The sequence below is a fragment of the Pseudomonas sp. H3_D04 genome (assembly GCF_054669175.1).
On sequence record NZ_CP162801.1, the window covers coordinates 853,598 to 879,450 of the forward strand.

28 protein-coding genes are annotated in these 25,853 nt (G+C 59.6%); 15 read left to right on the forward strand and 13 right to left on the reverse strand.

Features of this window, described 5'->3' with window-relative positions; all coding sequences use genetic code 11:
- Positions 1-148 precede the first annotated feature (148 nt).
- Complete coding sequence (locus AB4N91_RS04100; protein ID WP_010457337.1) at positions 149-781, reverse strand: glutathione S-transferase family protein; 633 nt, start codon at positions 779-781, stop codon at positions 149-151.
- A 57-nt stretch (positions 782-838) separates the two neighbouring features.
- On the reverse strand, positions 839-1,270 hold the full coding sequence (locus tag AB4N91_RS04105; RefSeq protein WP_304873457.1) for a PACE efflux transporter: 432 nt from the start codon (positions 1,268-1,270) through the stop codon (positions 839-841).
- A 121-nt stretch (positions 1,271-1,391) separates the two neighbouring features.
- On the opposite strand from AB4N91_RS04105, the gene AB4N91_RS04110 reads away from it, so the two are divergent.
- Together AB4N91_RS04110 and AB4N91_RS04115 are read left to right on the forward strand one after the other, a co-directional pair.
- A complete protein-coding gene (locus AB4N91_RS04110) occupies positions 1,392-2,264 on the forward strand; it encodes a LysR family transcriptional regulator (RefSeq protein ID WP_010457333.1) in 873 nt (290 codons plus the stop codon).
- A 103-nt stretch (positions 2,265-2,367) separates the two neighbouring features.
- Positions 2,368-2,982: a DUF998 domain-containing protein gene (locus AB4N91_RS04115; RefSeq protein ID WP_412070807.1), complete on the forward strand. Its 615-nt coding sequence runs from the start codon at positions 2,368-2,370 to the stop codon at positions 2,980-2,982.
- A 51-nt stretch (positions 2,983-3,033) separates the two neighbouring features.
- Here AB4N91_RS04115 and gntR read toward each other — a convergent pair whose 3' ends face one another.
- On the reverse strand, positions 3,034-4,065 hold the full coding sequence (gene gntR, locus AB4N91_RS04120) for an HTH-type transcriptional regulator GntR (protein WP_010457329.1): 1,032 nt from the start codon (positions 4,063-4,065) through the stop codon (positions 3,034-3,036).
- A 215-nt stretch (positions 4,066-4,280) separates the two neighbouring features.
- Here gntR and AB4N91_RS04125 point away from each other — a divergent pair, with 215 nt between their 5' ends.
- Both AB4N91_RS04125 and AB4N91_RS04130 read left to right on the forward strand, forming a co-directional pair.
- Positions 4,281-4,814, forward strand: coding sequence for a gluconokinase (locus AB4N91_RS04125; protein WP_010457327.1), 534 nt, complete (start codon positions 4,281-4,283; stop codon positions 4,812-4,814).
- An 82-nt stretch (positions 4,815-4,896) separates the two neighbouring features.
- Positions 4,897-6,249 (forward strand): GntP family permease, encoded by a 1,353-nt coding sequence (locus AB4N91_RS04130; protein ID WP_169858032.1) that lies wholly within the window; start codon positions 4,897-4,899, stop codon positions 6,247-6,249.
- Between the two features lie 193 nt (positions 6,250-6,442).
- Here AB4N91_RS04130 and alaC read toward each other — a convergent pair whose 3' ends face one another.
- On the reverse strand, positions 6,443-7,660 hold the full coding sequence (alaC, locus tag AB4N91_RS04135; protein ID WP_102594217.1) for an alanine transaminase: 1,218 nt from the start codon (positions 7,658-7,660) through the stop codon (positions 6,443-6,445).
- A gap of 138 nt (positions 7,661-7,798) precedes the next feature.
- Here alaC and AB4N91_RS04140 point away from each other — a divergent pair, with 138 nt between their 5' ends.
- The 3 genes from AB4N91_RS04140 (at position 7,799) to AB4N91_RS04150 (ending at position 9,821) form a co-directional block, all read left to right on the forward strand.
- Positions 7,799-8,461 (forward strand): LysE family translocator, encoded by a 663-nt coding sequence (locus tag AB4N91_RS04140; RefSeq protein ID WP_077748680.1) that lies wholly within the window; start codon positions 7,799-7,801, stop codon positions 8,459-8,461.
- Positions 8,462-8,530: 69 nt separating this feature from the next.
- Positions 8,531-9,019 carry a GyrI-like domain-containing protein gene (locus tag AB4N91_RS04145; protein ID WP_010457321.1) on the forward strand — a complete coding sequence of 163 codons (489 nt, stop codon included), beginning with the start codon at positions 8,531-8,533 and terminating at the stop codon, positions 9,017-9,019.
- A 313-nt stretch (positions 9,020-9,332) separates the two neighbouring features.
- Entirely contained in the window at positions 9,333-9,821 is a 489-nt protein-coding gene (locus tag AB4N91_RS04150; RefSeq protein ID WP_010457320.1) for a GNAT family N-acetyltransferase, read from the forward strand.
- A gap of 135 nt (positions 9,822-9,956) precedes the next feature.
- Here the strand turns inward: AB4N91_RS04150 and AB4N91_RS04155 are convergent, their stop codons facing one another.
- Entirely contained in the window at positions 9,957-10,562 is a 606-nt protein-coding gene (locus tag AB4N91_RS04155; protein WP_010457318.1) for a pyridoxamine 5'-phosphate oxidase family protein, read from the reverse strand.
- Between the two features lie 7 nt (positions 10,563-10,569).
- Positions 10,570-11,055 carry a GNAT family N-acetyltransferase gene (locus AB4N91_RS04160; protein WP_460112139.1) on the reverse strand — a complete coding sequence of 162 codons (486 nt, stop codon included), beginning with the start codon at positions 11,053-11,055 and terminating at the stop codon, positions 10,570-10,572.
- A gap of 140 nt (positions 11,056-11,195) precedes the next feature.
- Between AB4N91_RS04160 and AB4N91_RS04165 the strand changes: the two genes are divergently transcribed.
- From AB4N91_RS04165 to AB4N91_RS04180, 4 genes are all read left to right on the forward strand, one after another.
- The gene (locus tag AB4N91_RS04165; RefSeq protein WP_154912416.1) at positions 11,196-11,621 is read left to right on the forward strand and encodes a YybH family protein; all 426 of its coding nucleotides are present in this window, start codon (positions 11,196-11,198) and stop codon (positions 11,619-11,621) included.
- 81 nt (positions 11,622-11,702) lie between these two features.
- Entirely contained in the window at positions 11,703-12,047 is a 345-nt protein-coding gene (locus tag AB4N91_RS04170; RefSeq protein ID WP_010457311.1) for a YciI family protein, read from the forward strand.
- A gap of 27 nt (positions 12,048-12,074) precedes the next feature.
- On the forward strand, positions 12,075-12,566 hold the full coding sequence (locus tag AB4N91_RS04175; RefSeq protein ID WP_010457306.1) for an SRPBCC family protein: 492 nt from the start codon (positions 12,075-12,077) through the stop codon (positions 12,564-12,566).
- Complete coding sequence (locus AB4N91_RS04180; protein WP_460112140.1) at positions 12,566-13,801, forward strand: RNA polymerase sigma factor; 1,236 nt, start codon at positions 12,566-12,568, stop codon at positions 13,799-13,801. Before AB4N91_RS04175 ends, AB4N91_RS04180 begins: the two co-directional genes overlap by 1 nt.
- A 120-nt stretch (positions 13,802-13,921) precedes the next feature.
- Here the strand turns inward: AB4N91_RS04180 and AB4N91_RS04185 are convergent, their stop codons facing one another.
- Complete coding sequence (locus tag AB4N91_RS04185; RefSeq protein WP_077748674.1) at positions 13,922-14,776, reverse strand: LysR family transcriptional regulator; 855 nt, start codon at positions 14,774-14,776, stop codon at positions 13,922-13,924.
- Positions 14,777-14,866: 90 nt separating this feature from the next.
- Between AB4N91_RS04185 and AB4N91_RS04190 the strand changes: the two genes are divergently transcribed.
- The gene (locus tag AB4N91_RS04190; RefSeq protein WP_200666852.1) at positions 14,867-15,301 is read left to right on the forward strand and encodes a multidrug/biocide efflux PACE transporter; all 435 of its coding nucleotides are present in this window, start codon (positions 14,867-14,869) and stop codon (positions 15,299-15,301) included.
- A gap of 157 nt (positions 15,302-15,458) precedes the next feature.
- Here AB4N91_RS04190 and AB4N91_RS04195 read toward each other — a convergent pair whose 3' ends face one another.
- Entirely contained in the window at positions 15,459-16,217 is a 759-nt protein-coding gene (locus AB4N91_RS04195) for an SDR family NAD(P)-dependent oxidoreductase (RefSeq protein ID WP_010457302.1), read from the reverse strand.
- 121 nt (positions 16,218-16,338) lie between these two features.
- Between AB4N91_RS04195 and AB4N91_RS04200 the strand changes: the two genes are divergently transcribed.
- Entirely contained in the window at positions 16,339-17,235 is an 897-nt protein-coding gene (locus AB4N91_RS04200) for a LysR family transcriptional regulator (RefSeq protein ID WP_145309286.1), read from the forward strand.
- A gap of 128 nt (positions 17,236-17,363) precedes the next feature.
- Here the strand turns inward: AB4N91_RS04200 and AB4N91_RS04205 are convergent, their stop codons facing one another.
- Together AB4N91_RS04205 and AB4N91_RS04210 are read right to left on the reverse strand one after the other, a co-directional pair.
- Complete coding sequence (locus AB4N91_RS04205; protein WP_010457300.1) at positions 17,364-18,980, reverse strand: inorganic phosphate transporter; 1,617 nt, start codon at positions 18,978-18,980, stop codon at positions 17,364-17,366.
- A gap of 213 nt (positions 18,981-19,193) precedes the next feature.
- On the reverse strand, positions 19,194-20,216 hold the full coding sequence (locus tag AB4N91_RS04210; protein ID WP_010457297.1) for a transporter: 1,023 nt from the start codon (positions 20,214-20,216) through the stop codon (positions 19,194-19,196).
- Between the two features lie 275 nt (positions 20,217-20,491).
- On the opposite strand from AB4N91_RS04210, the gene AB4N91_RS04215 reads away from it, so the two are divergent.
- The gene (locus tag AB4N91_RS04215; RefSeq protein WP_460112141.1) at positions 20,492-22,114 is read left to right on the forward strand and encodes a methyl-accepting chemotaxis protein; all 1,623 of its coding nucleotides are present in this window, start codon (positions 20,492-20,494) and stop codon (positions 22,112-22,114) included.
- Positions 22,115-22,322: 208 nt separating this feature from the next.
- Positions 22,323-22,652 carry a hypothetical protein gene (locus tag AB4N91_RS04220; protein WP_154912420.1) on the forward strand — a complete coding sequence of 110 codons (330 nt, stop codon included), beginning with the start codon at positions 22,323-22,325 and terminating at the stop codon, positions 22,650-22,652.
- On the opposite strand, the gene AB4N91_RS04225 is transcribed toward AB4N91_RS04220, so the two are convergent.
- The 3 genes from AB4N91_RS04225 to AB4N91_RS04235 all read right to left on the reverse strand — a co-directional run bounded on the left by AB4N91_RS04225 (position 22,649) and on the right by AB4N91_RS04235 (position 25,645).
- Positions 22,649-23,842 (reverse strand): GAF domain-containing sensor histidine kinase, encoded by a 1,194-nt coding sequence (locus tag AB4N91_RS04225; protein WP_010457290.1) that lies wholly within the window; start codon positions 23,840-23,842, stop codon positions 22,649-22,651. The two genes, AB4N91_RS04220 and AB4N91_RS04225, sit on opposite strands and share 4 nt — an antisense overlap.
- A gap of 137 nt (positions 23,843-23,979) precedes the next feature.
- Complete coding sequence (locus AB4N91_RS04230; RefSeq protein WP_154912421.1) at positions 23,980-24,285, reverse strand: PepSY domain-containing protein; 306 nt, start codon at positions 24,283-24,285, stop codon at positions 23,980-23,982.
- Between the two features lie 232 nt (positions 24,286-24,517).
- Positions 24,518-25,645: a glycerophosphodiester phosphodiesterase gene (locus AB4N91_RS04235; RefSeq protein ID WP_154501429.1), complete on the reverse strand. Its 1,128-nt coding sequence runs from the start codon at positions 25,643-25,645 to the stop codon at positions 24,518-24,520.
- Positions 25,646-25,853: the final 208 nt, after the last annotated feature.

The window sequence follows — 25,853 nt, forward strand, 5'->3', positions numbered from 1 at the left end:
GCAGGTAGTTGTGGTGCGGTGCTTTGAGCAAATAGTATGCCTATAAGCAAAAACCACTATAAATCAACTAGTTGGTGAGTGCTGGCCGAGGGGGTGACGTGGGTTCTGCGGTTAGTCTTTGCCGCTTGGCGGCAAACAAGGCAGGGCATCAAGGCAGGCCATTGCAGCCGAACTTGAGGAACCCCGGACGTTGTGCCAGTCGCTGAAAATACTCGTCGATGGCCGGGTAATCGGGCCGCTCCATCGGGGTCATCAGCCAGCGGTTGACGGACAGCCCGATGACAATGTCGGCGAGGGTGAAGCGTGGCCCGGCGACGTAAGCTTTGGTCGCCGCGAGCTGGTGTTCGAGGATGCCCATCTTCTGGTTCCAGCCACGTACACCGGCAGCAATGTGATGCGGGTCCTGGAACTCCGGATCTTTGCGCACCAATGCCGTGAACGCATAGCTCCATGAGGCATTGAGTTCAGTGGCTTGCCAATCCATCCATTGCTCGACCCGAGCGCGCGCGGCCGGTTCGTGGGGGAGCAGATCGGTGTTCTGGTGTTTGCCGGCCAGATAACGGCAGATGGTGTTGGACTCCCACAGCACTCCAGCGTCGTCGATGATCACCGGCACCAGGGCGTTGGGATTGAGCCGCAGAAACTCCGGTGTGTGGGTTGAGGCATAACCGCTACCCCAATCCTCGCGTTCGTAGGCAACGCCCAGTTCTTCACAGGTCCACAGGACCTTTCTGACATTGATGGACGACGCCTTACCCAAAATCTTCAGTGCATGTTCCATTGAGCTACTCCGTTAGCGATTCGACGCTTCAGGAATCTGACAGACATTGCGCGGTTTTCAAACCGGATCCGGCAACGCCGAGGCTGGCAAACCAAACGTGCGATCAAACAGCCAGTTGAACGCGAAGGTGTAGCACGGGATGAAAATGATCAGCGCCAAGTCCAGCAGGAAAGCCTGCACCAGGCTGATGTTCATCCACCAGGCGATCAGCGGGATGAGAAACACTATCAAGGTTAGTTGAAATCCCACGGCATGGGCGATGCGCCGTTTAACGGTGCGGGTGCGCGATGGCTGACGACGTTCCCAGCGCTCGAACAGTGTGGTGTAGATGAAATTCCAGGTCACTGCGATGGTGGTGATGATGACGGCCAACGGCCCGGTGCTGCCGGGTGAGGTGCCGGACAGCAATGCCAGGCCCAGGGTCGAGAAGGTCATGCCAAAGACTTCGAACAGCGACACGTAGACCAGTTTTCGTTTAACGCCTTGCATGGAGTTTTGCCTCTTTCTCGCGAACTTGAAGCCAGCAGCACTGGCGAAGGCGACGAAAGATAGCTTCAATAGTGCTGACAGAAAAAGTCAGAAGCTTTCAGTTTTATTGATAGGACGAGGAATGAATTTTAACAGCGACAGCATCGAGTTGTTCCTGGCCGTGATCGAGCGCGGTTCGTTTTCGGCGGCGGCGCGTGCGCTGGGCAAAGTGCCGTCGGCGGTGAGCATGGGCATTGCCAACCTGGAAGCCGAGCTCGGATATCCGCTGTTCGATCGCAGCCATCGCGAACCGGTGCCGACGGCGATGGCCAGTGCGTTGGTGCCGCACGCGCGGTTGATCGCCGAACAGCTCAAGCAGCTGCAGGTGCATGCGATCGAGCTGTCGCTGGGGCTGGAAAGCAAGTTGTCCATTGGCGTCGTGGCAGACCTCGACAAGCGCCATTTGCTGGCCGCGATCAAGGTCATCGCCCAGCGTCATCCGCTCCTGGAGATAGAACTGCTCAGCGCGCCCCAGGACGATGTGCTGGCGATGCTCCACAGCGGTCGCGTCAGCGTTTGCCTGGCCTTCGCGGGGTTGAGCATGAACGTACTGGAGCGATTCCAGTTCGTCGGCACCGAGCGCGTGATCGCCACGCTGGCAGCGGACAATCCGCTGTTTCAGGGCGAGGATTTGTTTCTGGAGGATCTGGTTCACGTGCGGCAAATCATCGTTGCCAGTCGCGACCTGCCGATCAGCGAAACCCGGCCTTTGGTGGGCGAATCCTATTGGCGCACCGACACCCTCGCCATGGCGCTGGAAATGGTCGAAGCCGGGTTGGGCTGGGGCAATTTTCCGTTGTCGGTGGTCCAACCGTTGCTCGATGCCGGAAGACTCAAGCGCCTGAGTTTCCGCAACATCGAGAACGGTCTGGTGCTGCCGGTGCACGCGGTATGGCTCAAGAGCCAGCCGTTGCAGAAAGGCGCGATGGCGTTTGTGGAATTGATGGGGGGATGATGCTCGGACAGGGGTGACTTTTCTTCGAAGAGCCACTAAGTTGCTGACCACTTGTCTGTTTCGGACAGGTCTATCAAGGAAGTAATGGCGCGTGAACAAGGGAATGATCAAATGGGGTTTTGTGGCGGGTTTGTTGGCGCCGATCTGGCTGCTGGTTGGTGTAGTGATTGCCGGCAGTTTGTATCCGGGATACAGCCATCTCAATCAGGCAATGAGTGAGCTGGGTGCAATTGGGGCACCGACTCATGGCGTGTCGCCGCTGATCAATAATTACCCATTGGGTGTGTTGTTTATCGTCTTCGGTCTGGCCGCGTTCGCGACCTTCCATACCTCGAAACTCGCTCGACTGAGCGCGGTGCTGATTGTGCTGCACGGTGTTGCCAGTTTCGGCGCCGGTTATTTTTCCTGCGATATCGGCTGTGGTCTGGAAAATCCCTCCGACAGTCAGAAGCTGCATAACCTTTCGGGCCTGGTGATGTTTCTGACGTTGTTGATCGCCAACGCGCTATGGGTCTATCTAGCGTCGCGAGTATTGGGCTTGAAATGGTTCGCCTGGTTTTCCCTGGTATGCACCCTTGGGGCGTTGTTGGTGCTGCCATTGATGGGACAGGCTGTTGAGGTGGGGCAGGGGTTTGGTTTGTACCAGCGGATCAACTATGGCGTGTCGATCCTTTGGGTTGGCGTGTTTGCCGGGGTGCTGATAAGCCGTCGCGCTTAGTAACTGATCGTTCCCATGCAGACCAGAGCGTGGGAACGATCAGATGCCGTGTCAGGTACTTTCGCGCACCTTCAACTCAAACCCCATGTCCTGCACCGGTTTCGCCACGGTGTTGCCCGCCAGCAAGGTCAACATCAACTCCGCCGAACGTCGGCCAATCGCCTCGCGCGGGGTACTGATGCTGCTCAGGCGCGGGACCATGTGCGCCGAGGCGGGCAGGTCGTTGAAACCGAGGATCGCCACTTGTTCGGGGATTTTGATCCCGCAACGCATCGCTTCAAGCAGGGCGCCCTGGGCCAGGTCGTCGTTGCCGAAGAAAATGGCATCGACATCAGGATGATTGGCGAGCAGTTGCAGGAACAGTTCGCCCCCCAGGCCGACGGAGGAGGCGCGCGGCGTCAGCACTTCCAGGTCCGGGTCATACAAACCGGCCTTTTGCAGGGCTTTGCGGAAACCTTCGCCGCGCAGCAAGGTGCGTTGATCCAGCTGCGCGCCGATGTAGGCCAGGCGCTTGCGCCCACGTGACAGCAAATGGTGCGCCGCCGTTTCACCCGCCGCGAGTTGCGAGAAACCCACGCAATTGAGCCCGGCGGCGCTGTCCAGTTCCATCATGTACACGCACGGAATGTTGCTCGCCTCGATCATCCGTCGCGAACTTTCGGTGCGGTCGAAACCGGTCAGCAGCAAACCGCGAGGCTGATACGCCATGTAATTGCGCAGCAGGTTTTCTTCTTCATCGCGCGAATAATGGAAGTTGCCGATGAGCACTTCGAAGCCCTTGGGGCGCAAAACCTGATGAATGGCTTCCAGCGTATCGATGAACAGCAGGTTGGACAGCGAAGGCACCAAAACCACCACCGAATGGCTCTGGGCCGAGGCTAAGGCGCGGGCGGCAGGGTTAACCACGTAGTTGAGTTCAAGGGCCGCTTTCTGCACTTTTTCCACCAGTTCGGTGGCCACCGTGCTGACGCCGCGCAAGGCGCGGGAGGCGGTGATCGGGCTGACACCGGCCAGGCGTGCCACTTCGTTCAGGGTAGGGCGGCCAGTGGTGCGCGTATTCTTATCGTTTTTAGTGGAGATCATCGGACGGCTTGCCAAACAAAATTCGAGGCACTAAGGTAGCGCTGTCTCGATGCAGCTGCAAATGCGTGAGCGGGGTTTGCCTGATCCCCGCTTTTTGGCATTGGGAACGAACATGCTGCAACCCACAAAAATGACAAGAAGGCGTCGGCAACTTCTGCTTTTGCTCAAGCGTCATAACTGGCAAAGGTAGCGCTGTCTGCGCGCTGAGGTGTTACATGAATCATTCCATCACCGCCCTGGTCATCATGGGCGTTGCCGGTTGCGGCAAGACTTGCGTCAGCGAGGCCTTGTGCCAACTCAGCGGCGCGACCGCCATTGAAGGCGACACTTTCCACCCTGCCGCCAATATCGAAAAGATGAGCGCGGGCATCCCCCTGAACGACGAAGACCGTGCCGGCTGGCTCGACAGCCTGTGCGATGAATTGCGCCGCGTCGACGCTCAAGGCCAGCGCCCGGTGCTGACCTGCTCGGCCCTCAAACACAGTTACCGCGAACGTCTGCGCAGCGCCTTGCCGGGCCTGGGCTTCGTGTTCCTTGAGCTGACCCCTGAAGTCGCCGCTGATCGTGTCTCCCACCGGCCGGGCCACTTCATGCCTTCGACCCTGATCGACAGTCAGTTCGCCACCCTTGAATCCCCCGTTGGCGAGCCCTTGACCCTGGCGCTGGACGCTTCGAACCACAGCGTCGAGCAACTGGCGAAGCAAGCGCATGTCTGGTGGCAGGCCCATGGCCTGAAACAGGCCGTATGAGTTTTTTCCGAAGAGATAGCGCTGTCCTGATGGCGTGCGAGTTACCCGCTTTAATAACAACAACAACCAGGAGACACCCCTAATGTTTGGCATGTCCCACGAGACGTTCCTGCTGCTCGATGCAGTGGTCACGGTGATCGGGCTTATCGTCCTGATCACCAAGTTCAAGTTCCACCCGTTCATTGCCCTGATCATCGCCGCAGCCTTTCTCGGGCTGACCTCCGGCATGCCGATCGGCACCATCATCAAGGCGTTCCAGGACGGCTTCGGTGGGGTGCTCGGTTTTGTCGGGATCATCCTCGCGCTGGGCACCATGCTCGGCAAAATGATGGCCGAGTCGGGCGGGGCGGATCAGATTGCCCAGACCCTGATTCGTGCGTTCGGCAAGGACAAGGTGCAGTGGGCGATGATGTTCGCCGCGTTCCTGGTCGGCATTCCGCTGTTCTTCGAAATCGGCTTCGTGCTGCTGATCCCGCTGGTGTTCATCGTCGCCCGACGTACCGGCGTGTCGATCATCAAGATCGGTATCCCGCTGCTGGCCGGTCTGTCCGCCGTGCACGGCCTGGTTCCGCCGCACCCGGGTCCGTTGCTGGCCATCGGCGTGTTTGGCGCTGACATCGGTAAAACCATTCTTTACGGTCTCATCGTTGCGCTGCCGACGGCCATCATTGCCGGTCCGATCTACGGCACGTTCATCGCCAAATACATCCCCGGCCATCCTAACCAGGAACTGGTGGATCAACTGGCACGTGAAAACGACTCTGCCGATCTCCCGAGTTTCTCCATCACCTTGATCACCGTGCTGTCGCCGGTTTTCCTGATGTTGCTCAAGACCTTTGCCGATGTGGTGCTGCCGGACGGTAACTTCTTCCGCACCTTCATGGACCTGATCGGTCACCCTATCTCGGCCCTGCTGCTGGCGTTGCTGCTGTCGCTATATACCTTCGGCTACAAGCAAGGCATTAGCTCCAACCAGATGCTCAAATGGCTGGACGCGAGCCTTGCGCCGACCGCTGCGATCATTCTGATCATCGGTGCCGGTGGTGGCTTCAAGCAGATGCTGGTGACCAGCGGCGTTGGCAATGTCATCGGCAACATGGCGGTGGCCGCGCAGATCTCGCCAATCCTTCTGGCGTGGCTGGTGGCGGCGGTGATTCGTATCGCGACCGGTTCTGCAACCGTGGCGACCATCACTGGCGCAGGCATCGTGGTGCCGGTGGTGGGGATGATTCCGGGTGTGAACCGTGAGCTGCTGGTGCTGGCCACTGGTGCCGGTTCGTTGATCCTGTCTCACGTCAACGACGCGGGTTTCTGGCTGGTGAAGCAGTATTTCAACATGACCGTGGCGGAAACCTTCAAGACCTGGACCGCGATGGAAACCATCCTGTCCATCGTTGCGCTGGGCTTTATCCTGTTGCTGTCGATGTTCGTTTAAGCGGCTCTTTGTTTAAGCAAGGCGCAGGCACAAAAAAACCGCAGCAATGCGGTTTTTTTGTGGGTGATGATTTCATGGCCCAACACATCACCCTTGTAGGAGTGAGCCTGCTCGCGATAGCGGTGCGGCAGTTGACACTTCAATTGGATGTGATGGCCTCATCGCGAGCAGGCTCACTCCTACAGGTTAAGTGTTAGCCGGCGGATTTCGGGGCCAGGCCATCCGCCCGAAACATCCCGCGAATCCCACGCACGGCCTGACGAATCCGGTCTTGGTTTTCGATCAGCGCAAAGCGCACATGATCATCCCCATACTCACCAAACCCGACGCCTGGCGAGACGCAGACCTTGGCCTCGGCGAGCAATTTCTTGGCGAATTCCAGCGAGCCCAAGTGCGCATAGGCTTCGGGAATCTTGGCCCAGACATACATCGACGCTTTCGGATTCTCGACCATCCAGCCCAGTTCGTGCAGGCCTTTGACCAGCACGTTGCGACGCTGCCGATACTGCTCGGCGATGTCCTTGACGCACTGCTGATCGCCTTCCAGCGCCGCAATCGCCGCGACCTGCAGCGGGGTGAAGGTGCCGTAGTCGTGGTAACTCTTGATCCGCGCCAGAGCGTTGACCAGTTCAGCGTTGCCGACCATGAAGCCGATGCGCCAGCCCGCCATGTTGTAGCTCTTGGACAGGGTGAAAAATTCCACCGCGATGTCCTTGGCGCCCGGCACCTGCATGATCGACGGGGCTTTCCAGCCGTCATAGACGATGTCGGCGTAAGCCAGGTCGTGCACCACCAAAACGTCATACTGCTTGGCGAGGGCGATCACCCGCTCGAAGAAGTCCAGTTCCACGCATTGGGCGGTGGGGTTCGACGGGAAGCCGAGAATCATCATTTTCGGTTTCGGGATCGAGCCGCGAATCGCGCTTTCCAGTTCAGCGAAGAAGTCCACGCCCGGGATCAGCGGCACCGAACGCACCTGGGCGCCGGCAATCACGGCACCGTAGATGTGAATCGGATAGCTGGGGTTCGGCACCAGCACGGTGTCGCCCTGGTCGAGGGTGGCCAACATCAGATGCGCCAGGCCTTCCTTGGAACCGATGGTGACAATGGCTTCGGTTTCCGGGTCGATATCGACCTCGTAGCGATCCTTGTACCAATTGGAAATGGCCCGGCGCAGACGCGGGATACCCTTGGACGTCGAGTAGCCGTGGGTGTCTTCGCGCTGGGCGACGGTGACCAGTTTTTCGACGATGTGTGGCGGAGTAGGGCCATCAGGGTTGCCCATGCTGAAGTCGATGATGTCTTCGCCACGACGACGGGCGGCCATCTTCAGCTCGGCAGTGATGTTGAATACGTAAGGGGGGAGTCGATCTATGCGCGCAAAGCGGCGCGGCGAACCTGGGTTAGCCATTGTTGCCTCGGTAACGTGAGCGCCCGGAACCGTCCGAGCGACGCTGGCCACTGCGGTGGCCTGTGGCGGAATGTAAGGGCTGTTGTGGCACACTGTCCAGCGACTCTGTAAACAAATTTGTCCGAAGGAACCCGGTTGATGGAATTTACCAGCGGCTTTCTGCTGAGCCTTTCGCTGTGCCTGGATATCGGCGTGGCCAACATCGCGATGATCACCCTGGCCATGCAGCGCGGCTATTTTCAAGGCTTTGCCCTGGGCTTGGGCACTTGCGTCGGTGACCTGATTTACGCGGTGCTGGCGTTGGCGGGCATGACCGTTTTGCTGCAATACGAAACCGTGCGTTGGGTGCTGTGGATCGGCGGTTCAGCGTTGCTGGTGTATTTCGCGGCGAAGATGATCTATTCGGCGATTCACCATGAAGCGGTGTTGGCGCAGTCCGCCGAGGTGGGGCAGAACTCTCACCGCAAGGAGTTTTTCCGCGGGATTTTCCTGGCCATGTCGTCACCCAGCGCCATTCTCTGGTTTGCGGCCGTGGGCGGTACGCTCATCGCGCGCTCCGGTGGCGGTGATGCCGTCAGTTCGGCGCTGTTTCTCGGCGGTTTTCTGTGCGCCGGAGTGTTCTGGTGCGTCGCGTTGTGCTTCGCCGCGAGCCACGGCGGCAAGTTGCTGGGCGACAAACTGCTGCGTTACTCCTACATGGCATCGGCGGCGATCTTCTGCTATTTCGCGGTGTACGTGATTCTATCGGGCTATAACGAGTTTGTTGGTGCGGGCGCCGTCGAGCAGTTGCACGCCCTGTAATTAGGCGAATCGGGTTTGGCTTCTATACTCCCAGCCGAACCCATTTTTTTTGCAGCAAGGAGTTGAGTCATGGATGAGCAAACAGGCGTGAAACCGGCCGAGCCACGCTTCGAACATGGGCATTTTCTGCTCATTGCAGGGCTGGGTGGTCGATTTACCCAGCAGACCACACAAGGCATTCCCGAACTCTGGGAAAAATTCATTCCCGAGATGGGCAAGATACCCGGCCAAAAAGGTGAAGTGACCTACGGTATTTGCTGCAATCCCGATGGCAAAGGCGGGTTTGAGTACATCGCCGGCGTCGAAATCGCCAAACTCGACGACCTGCCCGAGAAGTACCGCTGGGTCGAGGTTCTACCCCAGCATTACGCGGTGTTCGAGCACAAAGGCACACTGGACCAGTTGCCCGCGACCTTTCAGTACATCTGGAAAACCTGGCTGCCGCAGTCCGGCCATCAGGCGGCGGACGCGCCAGAGTTCGAACGCTACAGCGAAGACTTCAACCCGAAGCTCAACACCGGCGTGCTGGAAATCTGGCTGCCGCTAAAAGACAAATGACCGCATCAAGAGGCGGACCCACGTCCGCCTCTTGATCGTTACTTGCTCCGCTTCATCCGTCGCGACCGCATCACGTCAATCGACAACGTAACAAAGCCAAACGTGCTGATGCCCAACAGCAAGAGAAGTCCGATCTGAACGCTGCTCATGGTGTGTTCCCCCTATCGATGATCAGAGACAGGCAACACCAATAATCCGATCCGATCGGCAATGAAAGCGCCTATACGAAGCCTTTACGACATCAGCAGTGATCGATATGAACACCTTATTAATTTATGATCCCCAGCCTTTCCCACGCTGAATCCGAGCTGCCATGAACACCGTCATCCGCCACGTCACTCCCGCCGACCTGGACCGCTGCTTCGCCATCGAAACCGTTGCCTACGAAGGCGACGAAGCCGCCACCCGGGAAAAAATCGCCACGCGCATTGCCACCTGGCCCGACGGTTTCATCGTCGCCGAAGTGGACGGCGTTGTAGCTGGTTTCATCAATTCCGGTGCAGCGTTTCAGGTTGAAATGTCAGACGAAGCGTTCAAGGAGCTGATTGGCCACGACCCGGCCGGGCCGCACGTCGTGATCATGTCGGTGGTGGTGCACCCGGATTTTCAGGGGCAGGGGCTGGCGAAGCGTTTGATGGGCGAATTCATCGAGCGCATGCGGGCGATGGGCAAGACCCACATCCATCTGATGTGCAAGGAACGGCATATTCCGCTGTACGCCGGATTCGGCTTTGCCTACATCAAGCCGTCGGCCTCCGACCACGGCGGAATGGCGTGGCATGAGATGGTTCTGGCGCTGTAACCAACGTATATCAAGCACCGAAGATCCCCTGTGGGAGTGAGCCTGCTCGCGATGACGGCATAACATTCAACAGAAGTGTCGACTGTCAGACCGCCATCGCGAGCAGGCTCGCTCCCACATTGGTTAGGGGGCGTGTCAGTAAAGACTGTCCCGCACCCGCGCCGGCGCTTCCCGGTCATATGTTTCGGCATCGAACTGCCCGTCATTCAAGCGCTTGTGAAAAGCCCCCGCCGTTGGCAGTGCCGAGCGCTCCAGATGCTTCTCGGGGTTCCACAAATCCGAACGCACAATCGCTTTCGAGCAATGGAAGTATGCCGCGTCCACGGTCACCAGCATCACTGTGCGCGCCGGTTTGCCGTTCACCGCAAAGCTCTCCAGCAACGTCGGTTCCGCGCTGATCTGCGCCGTGCCGTTGACCCGTAACGTCTCGCCGATGCCGGGGATGATGAACAGCAGCGACACCCGCGAATCGAGCACCACATTGCGCAGCGTGTCGATGCGGTTGTTGCCCGGACGGTCCGGGATCGCCAGGGTCTTTGGGTCGATGATCCGCACGAATCCCGGCGTGTCGCCACGAGGCGAACCGTCCAGGCCATCAGGACCGGCCGAGCTGATGATGACCAGCGGCGAGGCGCGGACCATGGCCTGATAGTCCTCGTTCAGAAAGGCAATCTGTTTGCGCACGGCGCGGTCGTGGGGTTGGCCGTAGATCGCTTCCAGTGCTTCGATGCTGTTGAGCATAACCACCTCAGAAAACCAGACTCATGCGCCGTTCATAACCGATCCGGCCCTTGTACGCCTCGCCGCTGTCGACCCAGCCAAATTTTGCATAGAGCGCAATGGCGGCCTCATTGTCCGCGTCCACCGACAACTCCAGCGCTTTGATTTCCGGAAACGCCTGACGAGCCACGTCGGGCAAAGCTTGCAGGCAAGCCTTCCCATAACCTTTGCCTTGAGCGCGGTGATCGACTTGCAACGCATGCAAGGTCGCACTGTGTTCATCGGCCCAGGCCGGCAACACGGGCGGGCGTTTGAGCAGCAGGAAGGCCACGGGAACCTCCTCGGCCAGTAGCGCAAATCCCTTGACGCCGGGGCCGGGTTTGGACAGCAAGGTGTGCAATGCACCGTGTATGTCGCCGGAGAATTTAATCTGCTCTTTATGCACTTCGATGGCCTCGATCTGCTGGCGCTGGCGCGCGTTCAGGCTTTCGTAAGGCACGAGTCGGATTGTCACTGGAGTGTCCTTTTTCCAACAAAATAGGCGTTGGATTCTAACGAGTTTGCATTCATGGATTATTTTTATTTCGACTGTCGATTTGGCGCTGCGCCAGACGACTAAGGGTGTCTTCACAACAAAAACCACGGAGAACCACCATGAACGCAACCCAAGAAATCCAGGCCCTGATCGACACCTATCGTGAGGCGGTCATCGCCAAGGACGTCAAAGAACTCATGCAGCTGTATGCCGACGACATCGTCTCCTACGACGCGGTCAAGGCCTTGCAGTTTCGCGGCAAGGCGGCTTACCGCGCGCATTGGGAGGAGTGCATGGAAATGTGCCAGGGCGCGCACACGTTCGACTTCGCTCACTTGAACATCGTCGCGGACGAGCACATCGCCTTCGCTCACTGGCTGGCCCATTGCGGCGGCACCAACGAACAAGGTGAAACCCAGGCCTGCTGGATGCGTGTGACCGCCTGCTATCGGCGCGATGCCGGGCATTGGCGCATCGTCCACGAACACTGGTCGGCCCCGTTCGACATGACCAGCGGCACGGCGCTGTTCAACCTTGAACCTTGATCACCGGACTGTTTATCGGGAAGCAGCGCCAAAACGCCAATCAGCAGCCATAGTTGATCAGTTCGATCCGGGAGAGCCCACATGAAGTACCTATGCCTGGTCTACAGCAACGAACAAGAGTTGCACTCGCTGCCCGACAGTCCCCATGACGCCGAGTGCATGGCCTACGCCGAGGCGATCCAGGGCAGCGGCCGGATGATCGCAGCCGAGGCGCTGGAATCGGTGCAGACCGCGACCACCGTGCGCATGCGCAACGGCAAGATGTCGATCACCGATGGCCCGTTCGCCGAAACCAAGGAGCAGTTGGCCGGCTTCTACCTGATCGATGCCAAAGACCTCAATGAAGCGATCCAGGTCGCCGGCAACATCCCGGCGGCCCGGGTCGGCAGTGTCGAGGTGCGGCCCGTTCGCCAATTGAATCCCTGAATAACAAGCACAAGACAGGAGATCCCCATGAGTCCACAACCCTATAAACATCAGCCTGCCGAATTCGAGCTGTCCATCAGTCGTCTGATCGACGCGCCGCGCCGCAAGCTCTTCCGCGCCTGGACCGAGCCGGCCTTGCTCACTCAATGGTGGGGACCGCATGGCATGACCACCCCGGAGTGCGAAATGGATCTGTGGGTCGGCGGCCAGTTTCGCACCCTGATGCGCGCACCGGACGGGACTGAGTATCCGACCATGGGAGTCTTCCTGGAAATCGTCGCGCCTGAACGCCTGGTGTTCACCGACGCGTTCACTCCCGGGTGGATTCCTTCGGGCAAACCCTTCATGTCGGCCGAAGTGACCCTCGAAGACAAGGACGGCAAAACCCTCTACACCGCCCGGGCCATGCACTGGTCCGAAGAAGATCGCCAGGCCCACGAGGCCATGGGGTTTTACGATGGCTGGGGACAAAGCCTCGATCGCTTGGTGATGCTGGTGACTGAAGGCATGCCGGACTGATGACTGACGCTTCGGTCACGGCTCGGGTCGAGCAGGTCTACCGCGAAGAGTCGCGGCGGATTCTGGCGACGCTGATCCGTCTGCTCGGCGATTTCGACCTCGCCGAAGAGGCCCTGCACGAGGCATTTTTCGTCGCGGTCGAGCGTTGGCAGCGTGACGGCGTGCCGGATAACCCGCGCACGTGGCTGGTGTCCACCGGGCGCTTCAAGGCCATTGATGTGTTGCGTCGGCGGGCACGTTTTGCCGCGTCCCGGCCGATGTTGATTGCTCAACTGGAGGAGCTGGAACAGGCCGACTGGAGTGATGAGGACGTGGAAGACGATCGTTTGCGGTTGATCTTCACCTGTTGTCACCCGGCCCTCGCGTCGGATGCCCAGGTGCCGTTGACCCTGCGCGAAGTGTGCGACCTGACCACGGAGGAAATTGCCCGCGCCTTTCTCTCGGCACCGGCGACCATCGCCCAGCGCATCGTGCGCGCCAAAGCGAAAATTCGTGACGCGAAAATCCCTTATCAAGTGCCGACACTGGCGGAACTGCCCGAGCGTCTCGACAGTGTGCTGAGGGTGATTTACCTGGTGTTCAACGAAGGTTACTCGGCGTCTGTCGGCGCCGAACTGACCCGCGAGGACCTGACCCGCGAAGCGATCCGGCTCGGGCGGCTGTTGATGGAGTTGCTGCCGGAATCGGAAGTGATAGGGCTGCTGGCGTTGATGCTGTTGCATGAATCACGACGCCCGGCCCGCACGTCGGCGAGCGGTGAACTGATTGTGCTGGATGAACAGGACCGCTCGTTGTGGGATGCCGGGATGATTGCCGAAGGTTGCGCGCTGGTGGAGGCGGCGCTGACCACCGGACGGTTCGGGCCTTATTGCCTGCAAGCGGCGATTGCGGCGGTGCACGCCGAAGCGCCCACGGCGGGGGAGACGGACTGGCAGCAGATTGTGGGTTTGTATGACGTGCTGCTGGCGGCGGTGCCTTCACCGGTGATTGAGTTGAACCGTGCAGCGGCGATCTCCAGGCGAGACGGACCGTTGGCTGGGCTGGTGCTGGTGGACGGGATTCTGGGTCGGGGTGATCTGCTGGAATACCACTTGGCGCATTCGGCGCGGGCGGAGTTTTGTCGGCAGTTGGGGAGGCGTGAAGAGGCGCGGGCGGCGTATGAGCGGGCGCTGGAATTGACGCAGCAGGTGCCGGAGCAGCGGTTTATCGAGGCGCGGATCAAGGCGCTGAGGTGATGTGAACTGACGGGCCCCATCGCGAGCAGGCTTTCTCCTACGGGGGGGCGTACACAAATTTTGTGATCACCGCGATCCACTGTGGGAGCGAGCCTGCTCGCGATAAGGTCCGCAGGACCTTCATTCCAGCAGCTTGCCGAGCAACCAGCTCCCTGCCGGCCCCGGCGGATGCAGCCGCGACCACAAGGCATCGACAAACACCGGTTTCGGCCAGCCCCGCACGTCCAGCTCCTGCAATGTCCCCGGGCCAAACCGCTCCACCAACCATCGCGGCAACGGTGCCCAGCCGAACCCGCCCTGGGCCATTTCCAGCAGCATCAGGTAACTCGGCGCCGACCAGACGCGTCCCTTCGCACGGCTTTCATACGGATTGACGATCGTCGCCAGTCGCAACTCCCGATGCTTTTGCAACACATCTTGATCGACGAGGCCCAGCGCTGCCAATGGATGCTCGCGGGACACGAACAGGGCAATTTCCGTGCGTTCATCCACGGTCGAGCTGACCAGGTCCGGCGGGTAACTGTCCTGCTTTTCGGCAAAGGCCACATGCGCCCGGCCGCTTTGCACCAAGGCCACCAGGTCATCGCATTCAGCGATCAGGCATTCGAGTTCAAGGTCCGGATAACGCTGATCGAACGCGCTCAACGCCGCTTCGAAACGGTCGGACTGATAAGTGTCGGAAATCGCCACCGTCAACTTCGGCTCAACCCCTTGGGACAGCAGACTGGCGGTCATTGCCAGGCGGCTGGTGGCGGCCAGGATCTCCTCGGCCCGCTGCAGCATCACGTGCCCGGCCGGGGTCAGGCTCGGCTTGCGGCTGCTGCGGTCGAACAGGACCAGGTTCAGATCGATTTCAAGGCTGGCAACCGCTGCACTGATGGTCGACTGGCTGCGGCCGAGTTTGCGCGCTGCCGCAGAAAACGAACCTTGCGTCGCCGCCTGGACAAACGCTTGCAACACTTCCTGAGAAGCCATGAACTATCGCCTTTGTCGATGGTTATTGGTTAGGAAGTATCGACGTAGGGCTGGATGATGGCAACCACAGTCACTCAGAGATTCCTGATCATGAGCGTCAACAAATCCATCACTGAACGTATTTTCCAGGCCATCGCTTTCGAAGTGCTGGCCATCCTGATCTGTACGCCGCTCCTGGCGTGGATCATGGACAAACCGATGCTCGAGATGGGCGTCGTCACGTTGGTCATCGCCGCCCTGGCGCTGGCCTGGAACGTGGTCTTCAACGGGCTGTTCGACCGTTTGCTCAAACGCTATGGCATCGTGCACAACGCCTGGGTAAGGGTTGTCCATGCGCTGTTGTTCGAAGGCGGGCTGGTGGCGATGGGGGTGCCGCTGATTGCGTGGTGGCTGAACGTCAGCCTGTGGCAGGCGTTCCTGCTGGATATCGGCGTGTTGCTGTTTTTCCTGCCGTACACCTACGTGTATCACTGGGCGTATGACGTGGTGCGTGAGCGCATGTTGATGGTGTCCACTGCTCGTTAATCCAGAGTGAACCGTTTTTGTGGCGAGGGAGCTTGTCGGATCGCCGCACCGTCCCGCTCGAATGCGAAGCGCCTCGCAAAATCTTCGACAGTTACCGAGATTTTGGGGCTGCTTCGCAACCCAGCGGGAGCGAGCTCCCTCGCCACAGGTTCAGGGGTTACAGGAACATCCCACCGGACGCTTCAACGCGCTGGCCGTTGATCCACTGGCTGCCCGGCGCCAGCAGTAAAGCAATCGCAGCGCCGATGTCATCCGGCTGACCCACCCGACCCAACGCGGTATTGCCGGCAATGTAGCTGTTCACGTCGCTGTTATCGCGCACGGTGCCACCGCCGAAATCGGTTTCGATGGCGCCCGGTGCCAGGGTGTTCACGGAAATGCCGCGGGCACCGAGTTCCTTCGCCTGATAGCGAGTCAGCACTTCCATCGCGCCTTTCATCGCGGCGTAAGCACCGTAACCCGGCAAACTGAAACGGGTCAGACCGCTGGATACGTTGAGGATGCGCCCACCGTCCGCCATCAGCGGCAGCAGGTTCTGGGTGAGGAAGAACGGCCCTTTCAGGTGGATGTTCATCAGCAGATCGAACTGGGCGACGGTGGTGTCGACGAAGTTCGCGGTCAGGCCAATGCCGGCGTTATTGAGCAAGAAGTCGAAGTGCTGGCGATCAAAACGGCTGTGCAACACATCGGCGACCTGGGTGGCGAAGGCTTCGAAGCGTTCGCTTTGGCTCACATCGAGTTGCAGCATCACCGCCCGAGCGCCGAGGCGTTCGATGTCGGCGACCAGTTCTTGCGCCTCATCGGCCTTGCTGTTGTAGGTGCCGATAATGTCGACGCCTTGGGCGGCCAGATGCAGGGCTGCGTTTTTGCCGAGGCCGCGGCTGGCGCCAGTGATCAGTGCGATTTTACGGTTCATGGGACTTCCTCAAAGGTGGTGAGTGACGGTGTGGAGGAAGTTTATTTATCCGCTCTGAAGTGATAAACAGGATGAAATCGGAATCACTGGTCGGTTAATCCGAACAATACAGGGGCGGCTCATGAACAAGCTGGAACTGCTGCGCACCTTCGTTCGCGTCAGCGAAATGTCGAGTTTTACTCTGGCGGGGGAAAGCCTGGGCCTGCCCCGGTCCACGGTGTCCGATCACGTTCAAGCGCTGGAAACGCTGCTGGGGACACGCTTGCTTCAACGCACTACGCGCCGGGTCCAGGCGACTCAGGACGGGCTGGTGCTGTACGAACGCAGCAAGGATTTGTTGTCGCACATGGACGACATCGAGGGCCTGTTTCGCCAGGACCCGGCCTCGTTGGTCGGGCGGATTCGCATCGACATGCCGAACTTTCTGGCCCGCCAGGTGGTGATGCCGCAACTGCCGGAATTCATGGCGCGCCACCCCCACCTGGAACTGGAAATCAGCACCACTGACCGGCGAGTCGATCTGCTTCGGGAGGGTTTTGATTGCGTGTTGCGCGTGGGGTCGCAGCCGGACCAGTCGGTGGTCGCTCGTCGCGTGTGTGATTTCGCCATGGTCAACTGCGCGAGCCCGGCGTACTTGGCGCGCTACGGGATTCCCGAAACACTCGAAGACCTGGCGCAGCACCGGATGGTGCATTACGTCGGCGTATTGGGTTCGCGGTCGGACGGCTTTCTGTACGAGGTGGAAGGCAAGCCCCGGCAACTGCCGATGGCGGGCAGCGTGACGGTCAACAGCACCGATGCTTATGAGCTGGCGTGCGTGGGGGGATTCGGACTGATTCAGGCGCCGGTCAATGGCATGCAATCGCACTTGAGCAGTGGTGATCTGGTGGCGGTGCTGCCGCAGTTCAGCGCACCCTCGATGGAGGTCTCGCTGCTCTACGCCCGGCAACGGCATTTGCCGCTGCGGGTGAGGGCGTTCATGGACTGGCTGGCCAATGTCATCCAGTCCACAACCTAACCGCCCTTGTAGGAGCGAGGCTTGCCCGCGAAGAACGATAACGCGGTCTGACCGAATGACCGGGTTATCGCTCTTCGTGGGCAAGTCGGATTGCCGCACCACTCGCGCCTACAGGGTTATGTGTGGGGCTAGAAGATTTGGGTGAACAACCAATACAGGCTGCCTGACAGCACAATCGCCGCCGGCAAGGTCAGCACCCACGCCATCAGCAGATTGCGGATGGTCTTCATCTGCAAGCCACCGCCGTTGGCGACCATGCTCCCGGCCACGCCCGAGGACAACACGTGAGTGGTCGACACCGGCAAGCCGAACATGTCCGCCGCGCCGATGGTCAGCATGGCCACGGTTTCCGCCGAGGCGCCTTGCGCGTAGGTCAGGTGGGTCTTGCCGATCTTTTCGCCGACCGTCACCACGATGCGCTTCCAGCCGACCATGGTGCCCAGCCCGAGCGCAATCGCCACCGCGATCTTCACCCACAGCGGAATAAAGCGCGTCGAGTTGTCGATCTGTTGCTTGAACAGTTGCAGCTTGCCGGTGGTGTCGGCGTCGAAGTGGCCGACTTTGTTCTTGTCCATCAGGCGAATGGTTTCGCTGGTCAGGTACATGTCGTTACGCACGTTGCCCACGGCTTCGGCCGGTACTTTGGACAGCGAGCCATAACCCTTGACCTCTGCGCCGATACTGCCCGTAAGGGCGGCGAGGGCCGGGATCAGTTGCGGAGTGGCTTCCTTGCTGCGCACGTATTCAGAGAGGATCGGGCGCGGATCGGCGGGGGCCGGCATCGGCACGCTTTTGACCAGCGCTTGCTGGGTGACTTCGGCGACGGCGGCGAACTGCAGCGCCTGATCGGCCGGCATGGTGCGGTTCAGCGCATAGGCCATCGGCAGCGTGCCGACCAGAATCAGCATGATCAGGCCCATGCCTTTTTGGCCGTCGTTGGAACCGTGGGCGAACGAGACCCCGGTGCAGGTCACAATCAACATGCCGCGAATCCACCACGGCGGTGGCGTGTTGCCGACGGGCGCCTTGTACAGCGCGCGATTCTTCACGAACGCACGCAAGGCCAGCAGCAACAGCGCGGCAAAACCGAAGCCGACCAGCGGCGACAACAGTAACGCATAGCCGATCTTGGTCGCTTGAGCCCAGTCCACGCCGCTGGTGCCGTCGTGGCCGTGCATCAGGGCGTTGGCCACGCCGACGCCGATGATCGAACCGATCAAGGTGTGCGACGACGAGGCCGGCAAGCCCAGCCACCACGTGCCGAGGTTCCACAGGATCGCCGCGATCAACAGGGCGAAGATCATCGCGAAGCCGGCGGAGGACCCGACTTGCAGAATCAGTTCCACGGGCAGCAGGGCGATGATGCCGAACGCCACCGCGCCACTCGACAGCAGCACCCCGAGGAAGTTGAAGAACCCGGACCAGGCCACCGCGAAATTCGGCGGCATCGAGTTGGTGTAAATCACCGTGGCCACGGCGTTGGCGGTGTCGTGGAAACCGTTGACGAACTCAAAGCCCAGGGCGATCAGCAGCGCCACGCCCAACAGCAGAAACGGCGTCCAGGTGGTGACCTCCGTGCCGAGTTCGCTCATGTCGTGCATCAGGCTGTAGGCGGTGAACAACAACCCGCTGGCCAGCACTCCGAAAAACACCACGAGGGTGAGCAGGCTGGGTTTTTTATCGAGTTGAGGCCTGGCACTGCGGGCGGGAGCCTGGGTTTGGGCGGTGTAGGAGGGCGTAGCCATGACAGACAATCCTGAGGAAGGAAGGAGTGTCTGTCATGATCGTTGCCAAATGTTACAGAGAAACTGCCCTAGATCAGGGTTTGGTTTTTTTGCTGATCCGTTAATCAGAATTCACCCGGTCCCTGTAGGCGCGAGGCTTGCTCGCGAAAGCGATGTATCAGGTAAAACGCCTTCGCGGGCAAGCCTCGCTCCTACAGGGGATGGGGTGAAGGCTCAATAATCCTGGCGTTTGCGAAACGCCCAACGCCCCGCAATCACGGTAAACGTCGCCACCAGTGCCACCAGAATCCAGAACCCCTCCGGATCCCCCGACAACGGCACCCCACCCACATTCATGCCAAAAAAACCGGCAATGATGTTGATCGGCAGCGCCAGCACCGTCACCACGGTCAGGGTGAACAGCGTGCGGTTGCTCTGCTCGTTCAGGTTGGCCGCGATCTCTTCCTGCAACAGCTTGATCCGCTCACCCAGCGCCGTGAGGTCGTTGATGATCAGCGCAAACTCCTCGGTGGACTTGCGCAACTCCTTCACGTCTTCCTTCTGCAACCAGTGCGGCGGCCGGTTGAGCAATCGCAACAACGAACCCGGCTCCAGCGCCAGCAGCCGTTGCAGGCGCACCAGCACCCGGCGATTGGCACCCAGTTCCGCACGGTTGGTCGACAGCCGCGAGGACAGCAATTCATCTTCGATCTGATCGACACTGAGGCTAGTCTTGCGCACGATCTGGGTCAGTACCTCGCCCTGATCGCGGAGCAGATGCACCAGCAATTCCAGCGGTGAACGAAAGCACTCGCCGGCCTTCACCGACGAGCGCAACTTGTCCACCGAGTGCAGCGGTTGCAGGCGGGCGCTGATGATCAGCCGGCTGCGGGCGCACACCCACAGCGTCGACACATCCGACGACACCATGCTGCTGAGGTTGAACACCACATCGTTGACCACCGCCAGCAACGCCGAATCCACATGCTCGATGCGCGTGGATCGAGACCCTTCGTGCAAGGCTTCGAAAAACTCGTCCGGCAATGCCAGGTGGCTTTTCATCCAGCGCTCGCAAGCGGCATGCGCCAGGTTCAGGTGCAGCCACAGGAATTCATCGCTCTCGTCCGGCTGTTGCAGGTATTGCAGCGCTTTCGCCGAATCAATCTCCCGACCCCGCTCACCGGGGCGAAAGCTGAAACCGTAGAGCAGACCGAACAGGTCCGGGTCGCGATGGCTTTGGTCGATGCTGTGGTTCATTGGGGCTCGCAAGGGAAGGCGCCTGTCGCGGGTTTTACAGGTTCACTTGAGCCGCATCATCGCAACTGTGGATGACGTTTTTGTGACGAAAAAATAACCGCAAACGATTGCATTGCCGGTGGTCGGAATGGATTCAAGAACCGCTCTGGCCCGCCGATCCTGCTTAAGTTACCTTGCGCGGCTTCGGCCATGAGCCAAGTTTCAGACAGGGATGTCCGGACACCTTTCACGCTGTGTTTGCCGCGTGTCTCACCCCCTGTCATGAGTATCACTCGATGCTGCAAAAATCCCTGAGAGCACAAATTCTCGCCCTGTTGAGCGGCAGCCTGTTGGCGGTACTGTTGATCGCCCTGGCTTGCTTTCACTTTCTGTCCGGCGGTGTTCAGAGCTACGCCAACCTGATTGAAGGCCCGCTGCACACCTCGCAGTTGATCGATGAAGCCAACCTGCAATTCAAGGTGCAGGTTCAGGAATGGAAAAACGTCCTGCTGCGTGGCAAGCAACCGGCCGACCTGGACAAGTATTGGAAACAGTTCGAAGACCGTCAGCGCGATGTGCAGAGCATTCTCGGTGAGCTGGCCGTGCAAAAAGGTATCGATCCGCAACTGAAAACCCGCATCGAACGCCTGCGTGACGAACACCGTTTGCTGGGCGCTGCCTATCAGAAGGGCCGTGACGCCTACGTGGTGGCGGGCGCCGACCCGACGGCAGGCGACGCGGCGGTCAAAGGTGTCGACCGTGCGACCAGCGAACAGATGACCGAGTTGGTCAGCGAATTGCGCAAGCAGGGTGTCGAGCAGTCGAAGCAAATCAGTGCCGAAGCCGATCGCACCGTGTTGCTGGGGCTCATTGTGATGCTCGTCTCGGGGCTGTTGATCGGGCTCTTGAGCCTGTGGCTGGTCAACCGAAACCTGATTGAACCGATTCGCAAACTGATCGAGTACGTCGCGCAACTCAGCCAGGGCAAGTTTGCCGATCGCGTGGCCAGCACCCGTCAGGATGAGCTGGGTAAATTGGCGGTTGCGGCCAACACTTTGCGTGATTTTCTCGCCGAAACGTTCAGCCGTTTGCAGCGCAGCGCCAAGGACCTGGACAGCGCCAGCAGTGAGCTGAACTCGATCGCCAGCCTCATGACCAGCGGCACCAATGAGCAGTTCAACCGCACCGATCAGGTGGCCACGGCGATGAACGAAATGTCGGCCACCGCACAGGAAGTCGCCCGTCACGCCGCCGATGCCGCACGCGCCGCCGACGATGCCGACCAGTCCGCCCAACACGGCGAAAAAGTCATGCAGGGCACCATTCACACCATCACCCGGATGCGCGGCGAAATCGCCAACACCGCCACGGTCATCCGCCAACTGGAAACGGACAGCGGACGCATCGGCAAGGTGCTCGAAGTGATTCGCGGTATCGCCGAACAAACCAACCTGCTGGCGCTCAACGCGGCCATCGAAGCGGCCCGTGCCGGTGAAGCCGGACGCGGTTTTGCGGTGGTGGCCGATGAAGTGCGCAGCCTGGCCCAGCGCACGGCGGCGTCGATCATCGAGATCAACCAGATCATCCAGACCGTGCAAACCGGTGCGGTGGACGCGGCTCAGGCGATTGAAAGCGGCCAGTCGCGCAGCGAAGAAAGCGTCGAGCAAGTGACCCAGGCCGGCGCCATGCTGGAGCGGATCACCCATGCCGTGGAAGCCATCCGCGACATGAACCGCCAGATCGCCACCGCCGCCGAAGAACAGACCTCGGTGGCCGAGGACATCTCACGCAACCTCACTGAAATCACCAGCATCGCCAGCACCAACCTGGACAATGTGCAGCGCACCGAAGCGGCCGGCCGTCATTTGCATGGGTTGTCGGGGCAGTTGAATGAAGTGACGGCGCGTCTGAGCGCGTAACGGAAACGGCGGCGTATCAGGTCGGTTACCGAGTCGGTACGCCCGTCGCTCTCGGATCCATAAGGGTTACGCCGCTGGTCGGGCGCCTGGCATTTTGGTTCGGTTTTACGGAGCACCTGTTAGTTCTGACAGTAGACGATTGCCGTGCACGAGCGTTTGATAGCGCTATCAGCGCAGTGGCGCTGCTGTATTCACAAGGAGCGTTTTTATGTCTATGGATCTGCAATTAAGTCGTTTGAAAGTAGAAGGGGTTGACGATGGCGAGCTCACCGAACCTGTAGGCGAAAATGGTTTGCGGGCGCTAGTCGAAGGCAACCAGAACTACAACAAAGGGGACAAGCTCGAAGTGATCTGGAATGACGTGTCGGTGTTCACGCATACAATCACGGGGGTTGAAGAGGTGGCAGGTGTGCACTTTTACATTGAAAAACAGTTCATTAAGCTTGGTCCCGTGAAGGCGAATTACTCGTTAGCCGATGACTCTGGAAATGTCGCTGTATCGCCCGTTTCTAACTTCAACGTCATTGCTGCGACTTAAGCTTTTCCCGGAACTGTCTGCACCGGAAAGCTGAAAACAAACTGCGTGCCTTCCTTCGTTGTCGAGCGCACTTCCAGCTTTCCACCATGGGACTGCGCAATCTGACTGGCGATGTACAACCCCAACCCGAGGCCGGTCTGCGGTGTTCCGCGGGCCGGTCGCGCGTAGGGGCGAAACAGATGGGGCAACGCGTCCTCGGCGATGAGCCCCTGATTCGTCACGCTCAGCACGAACTGCCCGTCGTGGATCTGCGCGCTCACGTCTACCGAGCCCTCGGGATCGCCGTGGGCAACGGCGTTCGCCACCAGATTGGAAAGCAATTGCGCGACCCGCTCGCGATCGCACTGAATACCGTGCAGCTCGCCAATGGACATGCGAAGGGTGCGTTGGGGATAGATGTTCTGGACTTCTGAAATCACGTGCCGCAAGGCGTCGCCCAGGTCCGGGCACGGTGCGATGTCCACCGGAATACCACTGCCCAACGAACCACGAGCGAAATCCAGCACATCATCGACCAGTCGGGTCGCGCGCCGGGCACTGGTCAGAATGTGCCGGGCCCGTTGCTGATTCGCCGGGTCGGGAAGCTTGCGCAAGAGCATTTCGGCGCCGGCACTGATCGCGAACAACGGGTTGCGCAGGTCATGGCCGAGCACGGCGATGAACTGTTCGCGCAACGCGGTGTTTTTGCGTTCCGCCATCAATGCCGCTTCGGTTTTTTGCAGGTTCTCTTCCGCCTCGATCTGCAACGCCAGCATTCGCGCAAAGGATTCCATGGTGCTCTGGATCGTGCTGGATTTGAGCGATGCAGGATTGGGATCAAGGGCGCAGATGGTGCCGAAAAAGCGTCCGTCGGGGCGAAAGATCGGCACCGAAATATAGCTTTCGAATTGATAGAGGCGAGGCGTGTGGTGATCGCGGTAAAGCGGGTCTTCACTGGCCTTGTCGATCACCACCGACTGATGCGCCTGGCGAATTTCGTGGCACAAGGTGGTGACCACCTCCAGCTCGCCGCCGACCTGCAAGCCGAAGTCCAGCTGATCGAGTACGGCGCAAGCGGTCCATGAGTCTTCGGTAACGCGGGCCACCGCGGCGAAGCGCAGCCCCGTCAATTCACGGATCACCTGGAGAATCGCCGGCACCGCGCTGATCCGGCCGATCGTGGCGATGTCTGCTGCCGCTGTTTGCCCCATCTCAATCCATCTCTGTGTAATCACCGTTGAGGGATTCTAGCGGGCTACCGCCGAGTTGGCGCGTGTTGATTATGCGAATCCGGCATGCAAAAAAGCCGCACGATCCGAAGATCGTGCGGCTTTGTTTGATACGGGTATCAGGTGTCTTGTTTATCGCTCAGGACTTTGCCGGTGGTGGCATCGAAGTCCACGTCGAATTCTTTGCCGTCAGCGGTTTTCAGTTCCACTTCGTACTCGTAGTTGTTGAAGTGGTTGTCCAGATCCGTGTCGGTGATGATCGCGCCTGGGTGCCGTTTCAGTGCCTCCTGGTTCATTTCTTCCAGTGGCTTGATCTTGCCGCTCTTGACCAGCTCAGGGATCTGGTCGACACGAACGTCAGCCTGAGCCAGGCCAGCGGTGAGGGTCAGGGCAGCAGCGGTGAACAGGGCAGTCAGGGTTTTCATGGGTTCATTCCTTGGGGTGATCTGTTTAAGTGAGTCCAGATTAACTGTGGCAACTTAATTCACCCTTAATTCCAATCACCGTGTCGTTTGGAAGATTTGCGAGCAAGTCGGATTGCCGCATCACTCGCTCCTACGGGATTTGGGGCGGTCGCATTATTTGTGATCGACTCAAAACCCGTAGGAGCGAGGCTTGCCCGCGAAGAAGACGACGCGGTGTCGTGTCAGCTAGCGATCAGTACCCGTTGTTCTGCAGCAACTGCGCCACCGTCCCGGCCGCCGGGCGCTTGTAGAACTTCAGCAATTCACTGGCGCGGTTGGTGAAGATGCCATCGACGCCGGCGTCCATGACTTTCTGGTAATCAACCGCTTCGTCGATGGTGTAGGCGTGCACCAGCAGGCCTTGATCGTGGGTGTACTGGTTCATCCACGGTTTCACCAGGTCCGAATAGCTCTGATCGCCACCCTTGGTCAACGCGGCCGAAGGACCGGTGCCGATCGCACCCTGGGCCTTGGCGTACTCGACCCATTGCTGGAATTCGGCTTTGTCTTTCGGTTCCTGTTTGGCGTAGTAGGTGGCCTTGTCCTTGTCGCCGGACTCGGCAAACGTCACTTTGGACTTAGGCTCGATACTGCCTTCGCCGACCCACAGCAGCAGGATCTTCGGCACTTGCGGCATTTCCTTTTCAAGCAGTTCGAGGCTGCTCTTCTCGAAGGTTTGCAGCACGACTTTGCCCTTGCCCTGGCCGACCGCCAGATTGCTTTTCGCCAGTTTGGAACCGGCCGGGCTCAGCCAGCCGCGATCCTGCAATTTGTCCTTGAGGTCGCGTTCGAGGCCGGGGAATTGCTTTGGTTCTTTGGTTTCGATGTACAGGCCGGGCTTGTGCAGCGGATTGCCCTGGGCGATGTCGATGATTTCGTCGAGGGTCAGGATCTTCAGGCCGACGAAGGACGGACGTGCGCGATCCGGGTACGCGGCGTTGAACCAGCTGCCGGCATCCAGGGTTTTCAATTCGGCGAGGGTGAACGCGTTGGCCGGGCTGTCCTTGCGATCGGGGAATTTGGTGGCAACGTCGGTGGTGCGTTGCAGGTTGTTGTCGTGCAGGGCGAACAGCACGCCGTCCTTGCTGCGTTGCAGGTCCAGTTCCAGGTAATCGGCGCCCAGATCACGGGCCAGTCTGTAAGACGCGGCAGTGGATTCCGGTGCATCGTAGGATGCGCCGCGGTGGGCGATGACCGCCGGGTGCGGGATGCCCAAACGGGTGGCCAGTGCAGTCGGGCTGGGCTCGTTGGCGGCCTGTGCCTGGCCGAAGCCCAGCAGCATGCTCAGCAGCAGGGCGCTTTTGGTGAAGGTAACAGGCATGGTCGAGGTCCTTTCGCGTTGAATTTTCAAAGACGTCTCTTTTAACAACTGAGCGCCGCCAGCGCTATCGCCAGACCGACATAAACGTGTTTAAAGCAGATTTTTTCAGCGCTTTTGTGCGCTTCTTTGCAGTACTCTTGGCCCCGGCGTTTCCCCGGCAGAGGGAAATCCGAATGCCTGTCCTTGCGTGTAAACCATCGTTCACCGG

Coding starts and splice junctions, on each gene's coding strand:
- AB4N91_RS04100 (WP_010457337.1), bottom strand. CDS start 781: ATGGAACATGCACTGAAGATTTTGGGTAAGGCGTCGTCCATCAATGTC.
- AB4N91_RS04105 (WP_304873457.1), bottom strand. CDS start 1,270: ATGCAAGGCGTTAAACGAAAACTGGTCTACGTGTCGCTGTTCGAAGTC.
- AB4N91_RS04110 (WP_010457333.1), top strand. CDS start 1,392: ATGAATTTTAACAGCGACAGCATCGAGTTGTTCCTGGCCGTGATCGAG.
- AB4N91_RS04115 (WP_412070807.1), top strand. CDS start 2,368: ATGATCAAATGGGGTTTTGTGGCGGGTTTGTTGGCGCCGATCTGGCTG.
- gntR (WP_010457329.1), bottom strand. CDS start 4,065: ATGATCTCCACTAAAAACGATAAGAATACGCGCACCACTGGCCGCCCT.
- AB4N91_RS04125 (WP_010457327.1), top strand. CDS start 4,281: ATGAATCATTCCATCACCGCCCTGGTCATCATGGGCGTTGCCGGTTGC.
- AB4N91_RS04130 (WP_169858032.1), top strand. CDS start 4,897: ATGTTTGGCATGTCCCACGAGACGTTCCTGCTGCTCGATGCAGTGGTC.
- alaC (WP_102594217.1), bottom strand. CDS start 7,660: ATGGCTAACCCAGGTTCGCCGCGCCGCTTTGCGCGCATAGATCGACTC.
- AB4N91_RS04140 (WP_077748680.1), top strand. CDS start 7,799: ATGGAATTTACCAGCGGCTTTCTGCTGAGCCTTTCGCTGTGCCTGGAT.
- AB4N91_RS04145 (WP_010457321.1), top strand. CDS start 8,531: ATGGATGAGCAAACAGGCGTGAAACCGGCCGAGCCACGCTTCGAACAT.
- AB4N91_RS04150 (WP_010457320.1), top strand. CDS start 9,333: ATGAACACCGTCATCCGCCACGTCACTCCCGCCGACCTGGACCGCTGC.
- AB4N91_RS04155 (WP_010457318.1), bottom strand. CDS start 10,562: ATGCTCAACAGCATCGAAGCACTGGAAGCGATCTACGGCCAACCCCAC.
- AB4N91_RS04165 (WP_154912416.1), top strand. CDS start 11,196: ATGAACGCAACCCAAGAAATCCAGGCCCTGATCGACACCTATCGTGAG.
- AB4N91_RS04170 (WP_010457311.1), top strand. CDS start 11,703: ATGAAGTACCTATGCCTGGTCTACAGCAACGAACAAGAGTTGCACTCG.
- AB4N91_RS04175 (WP_010457306.1), top strand. CDS start 12,075: ATGAGTCCACAACCCTATAAACATCAGCCTGCCGAATTCGAGCTGTCC.
- AB4N91_RS04180 (WP_460112140.1), top strand. CDS start 12,566: ATGACTGACGCTTCGGTCACGGCTCGGGTCGAGCAGGTCTACCGCGAA.
- AB4N91_RS04185 (WP_077748674.1), bottom strand. CDS start 14,776: ATGGCTTCTCAGGAAGTGTTGCAAGCGTTTGTCCAGGCGGCGACGCAA.
- AB4N91_RS04190 (WP_200666852.1), top strand. CDS start 14,867: ATGAGCGTCAACAAATCCATCACTGAACGTATTTTCCAGGCCATCGCT.
- AB4N91_RS04195 (WP_010457302.1), bottom strand. CDS start 16,217: ATGAACCGTAAAATCGCACTGATCACTGGCGCCAGCCGCGGCCTCGGC.
- AB4N91_RS04200 (WP_145309286.1), top strand. CDS start 16,339: ATGAACAAGCTGGAACTGCTGCGCACCTTCGTTCGCGTCAGCGAAATG.
- AB4N91_RS04205 (WP_010457300.1), bottom strand. CDS start 18,980: ATGGCTACGCCCTCCTACACCGCCCAAACCCAGGCTCCCGCCCGCAGT.
- AB4N91_RS04210 (WP_010457297.1), bottom strand. CDS start 20,216: ATGAACCACAGCATCGACCAAAGCCATCGCGACCCGGACCTGTTCGGT.
- AB4N91_RS04215 (WP_460112141.1), top strand. CDS start 20,492: ATGCTGCAAAAATCCCTGAGAGCACAAATTCTCGCCCTGTTGAGCGGC.
- AB4N91_RS04220 (WP_154912420.1), top strand. CDS start 22,323: ATGTCTATGGATCTGCAATTAAGTCGTTTGAAAGTAGAAGGGGTTGAC.
- AB4N91_RS04225 (WP_010457290.1), bottom strand. CDS start 23,842: ATGGGGCAAACAGCGGCAGCAGACATCGCCACGATCGGCCGGATCAGC.
- AB4N91_RS04230 (WP_154912421.1), bottom strand. CDS start 24,285: ATGAAAACCCTGACTGCCCTGTTCACCGCTGCTGCCCTGACCCTCACC.
- AB4N91_RS04235 (WP_154501429.1), bottom strand. CDS start 25,645: ATGCCTGTTACCTTCACCAAAAGCGCCCTGCTGCTGAGCATGCTGCTG.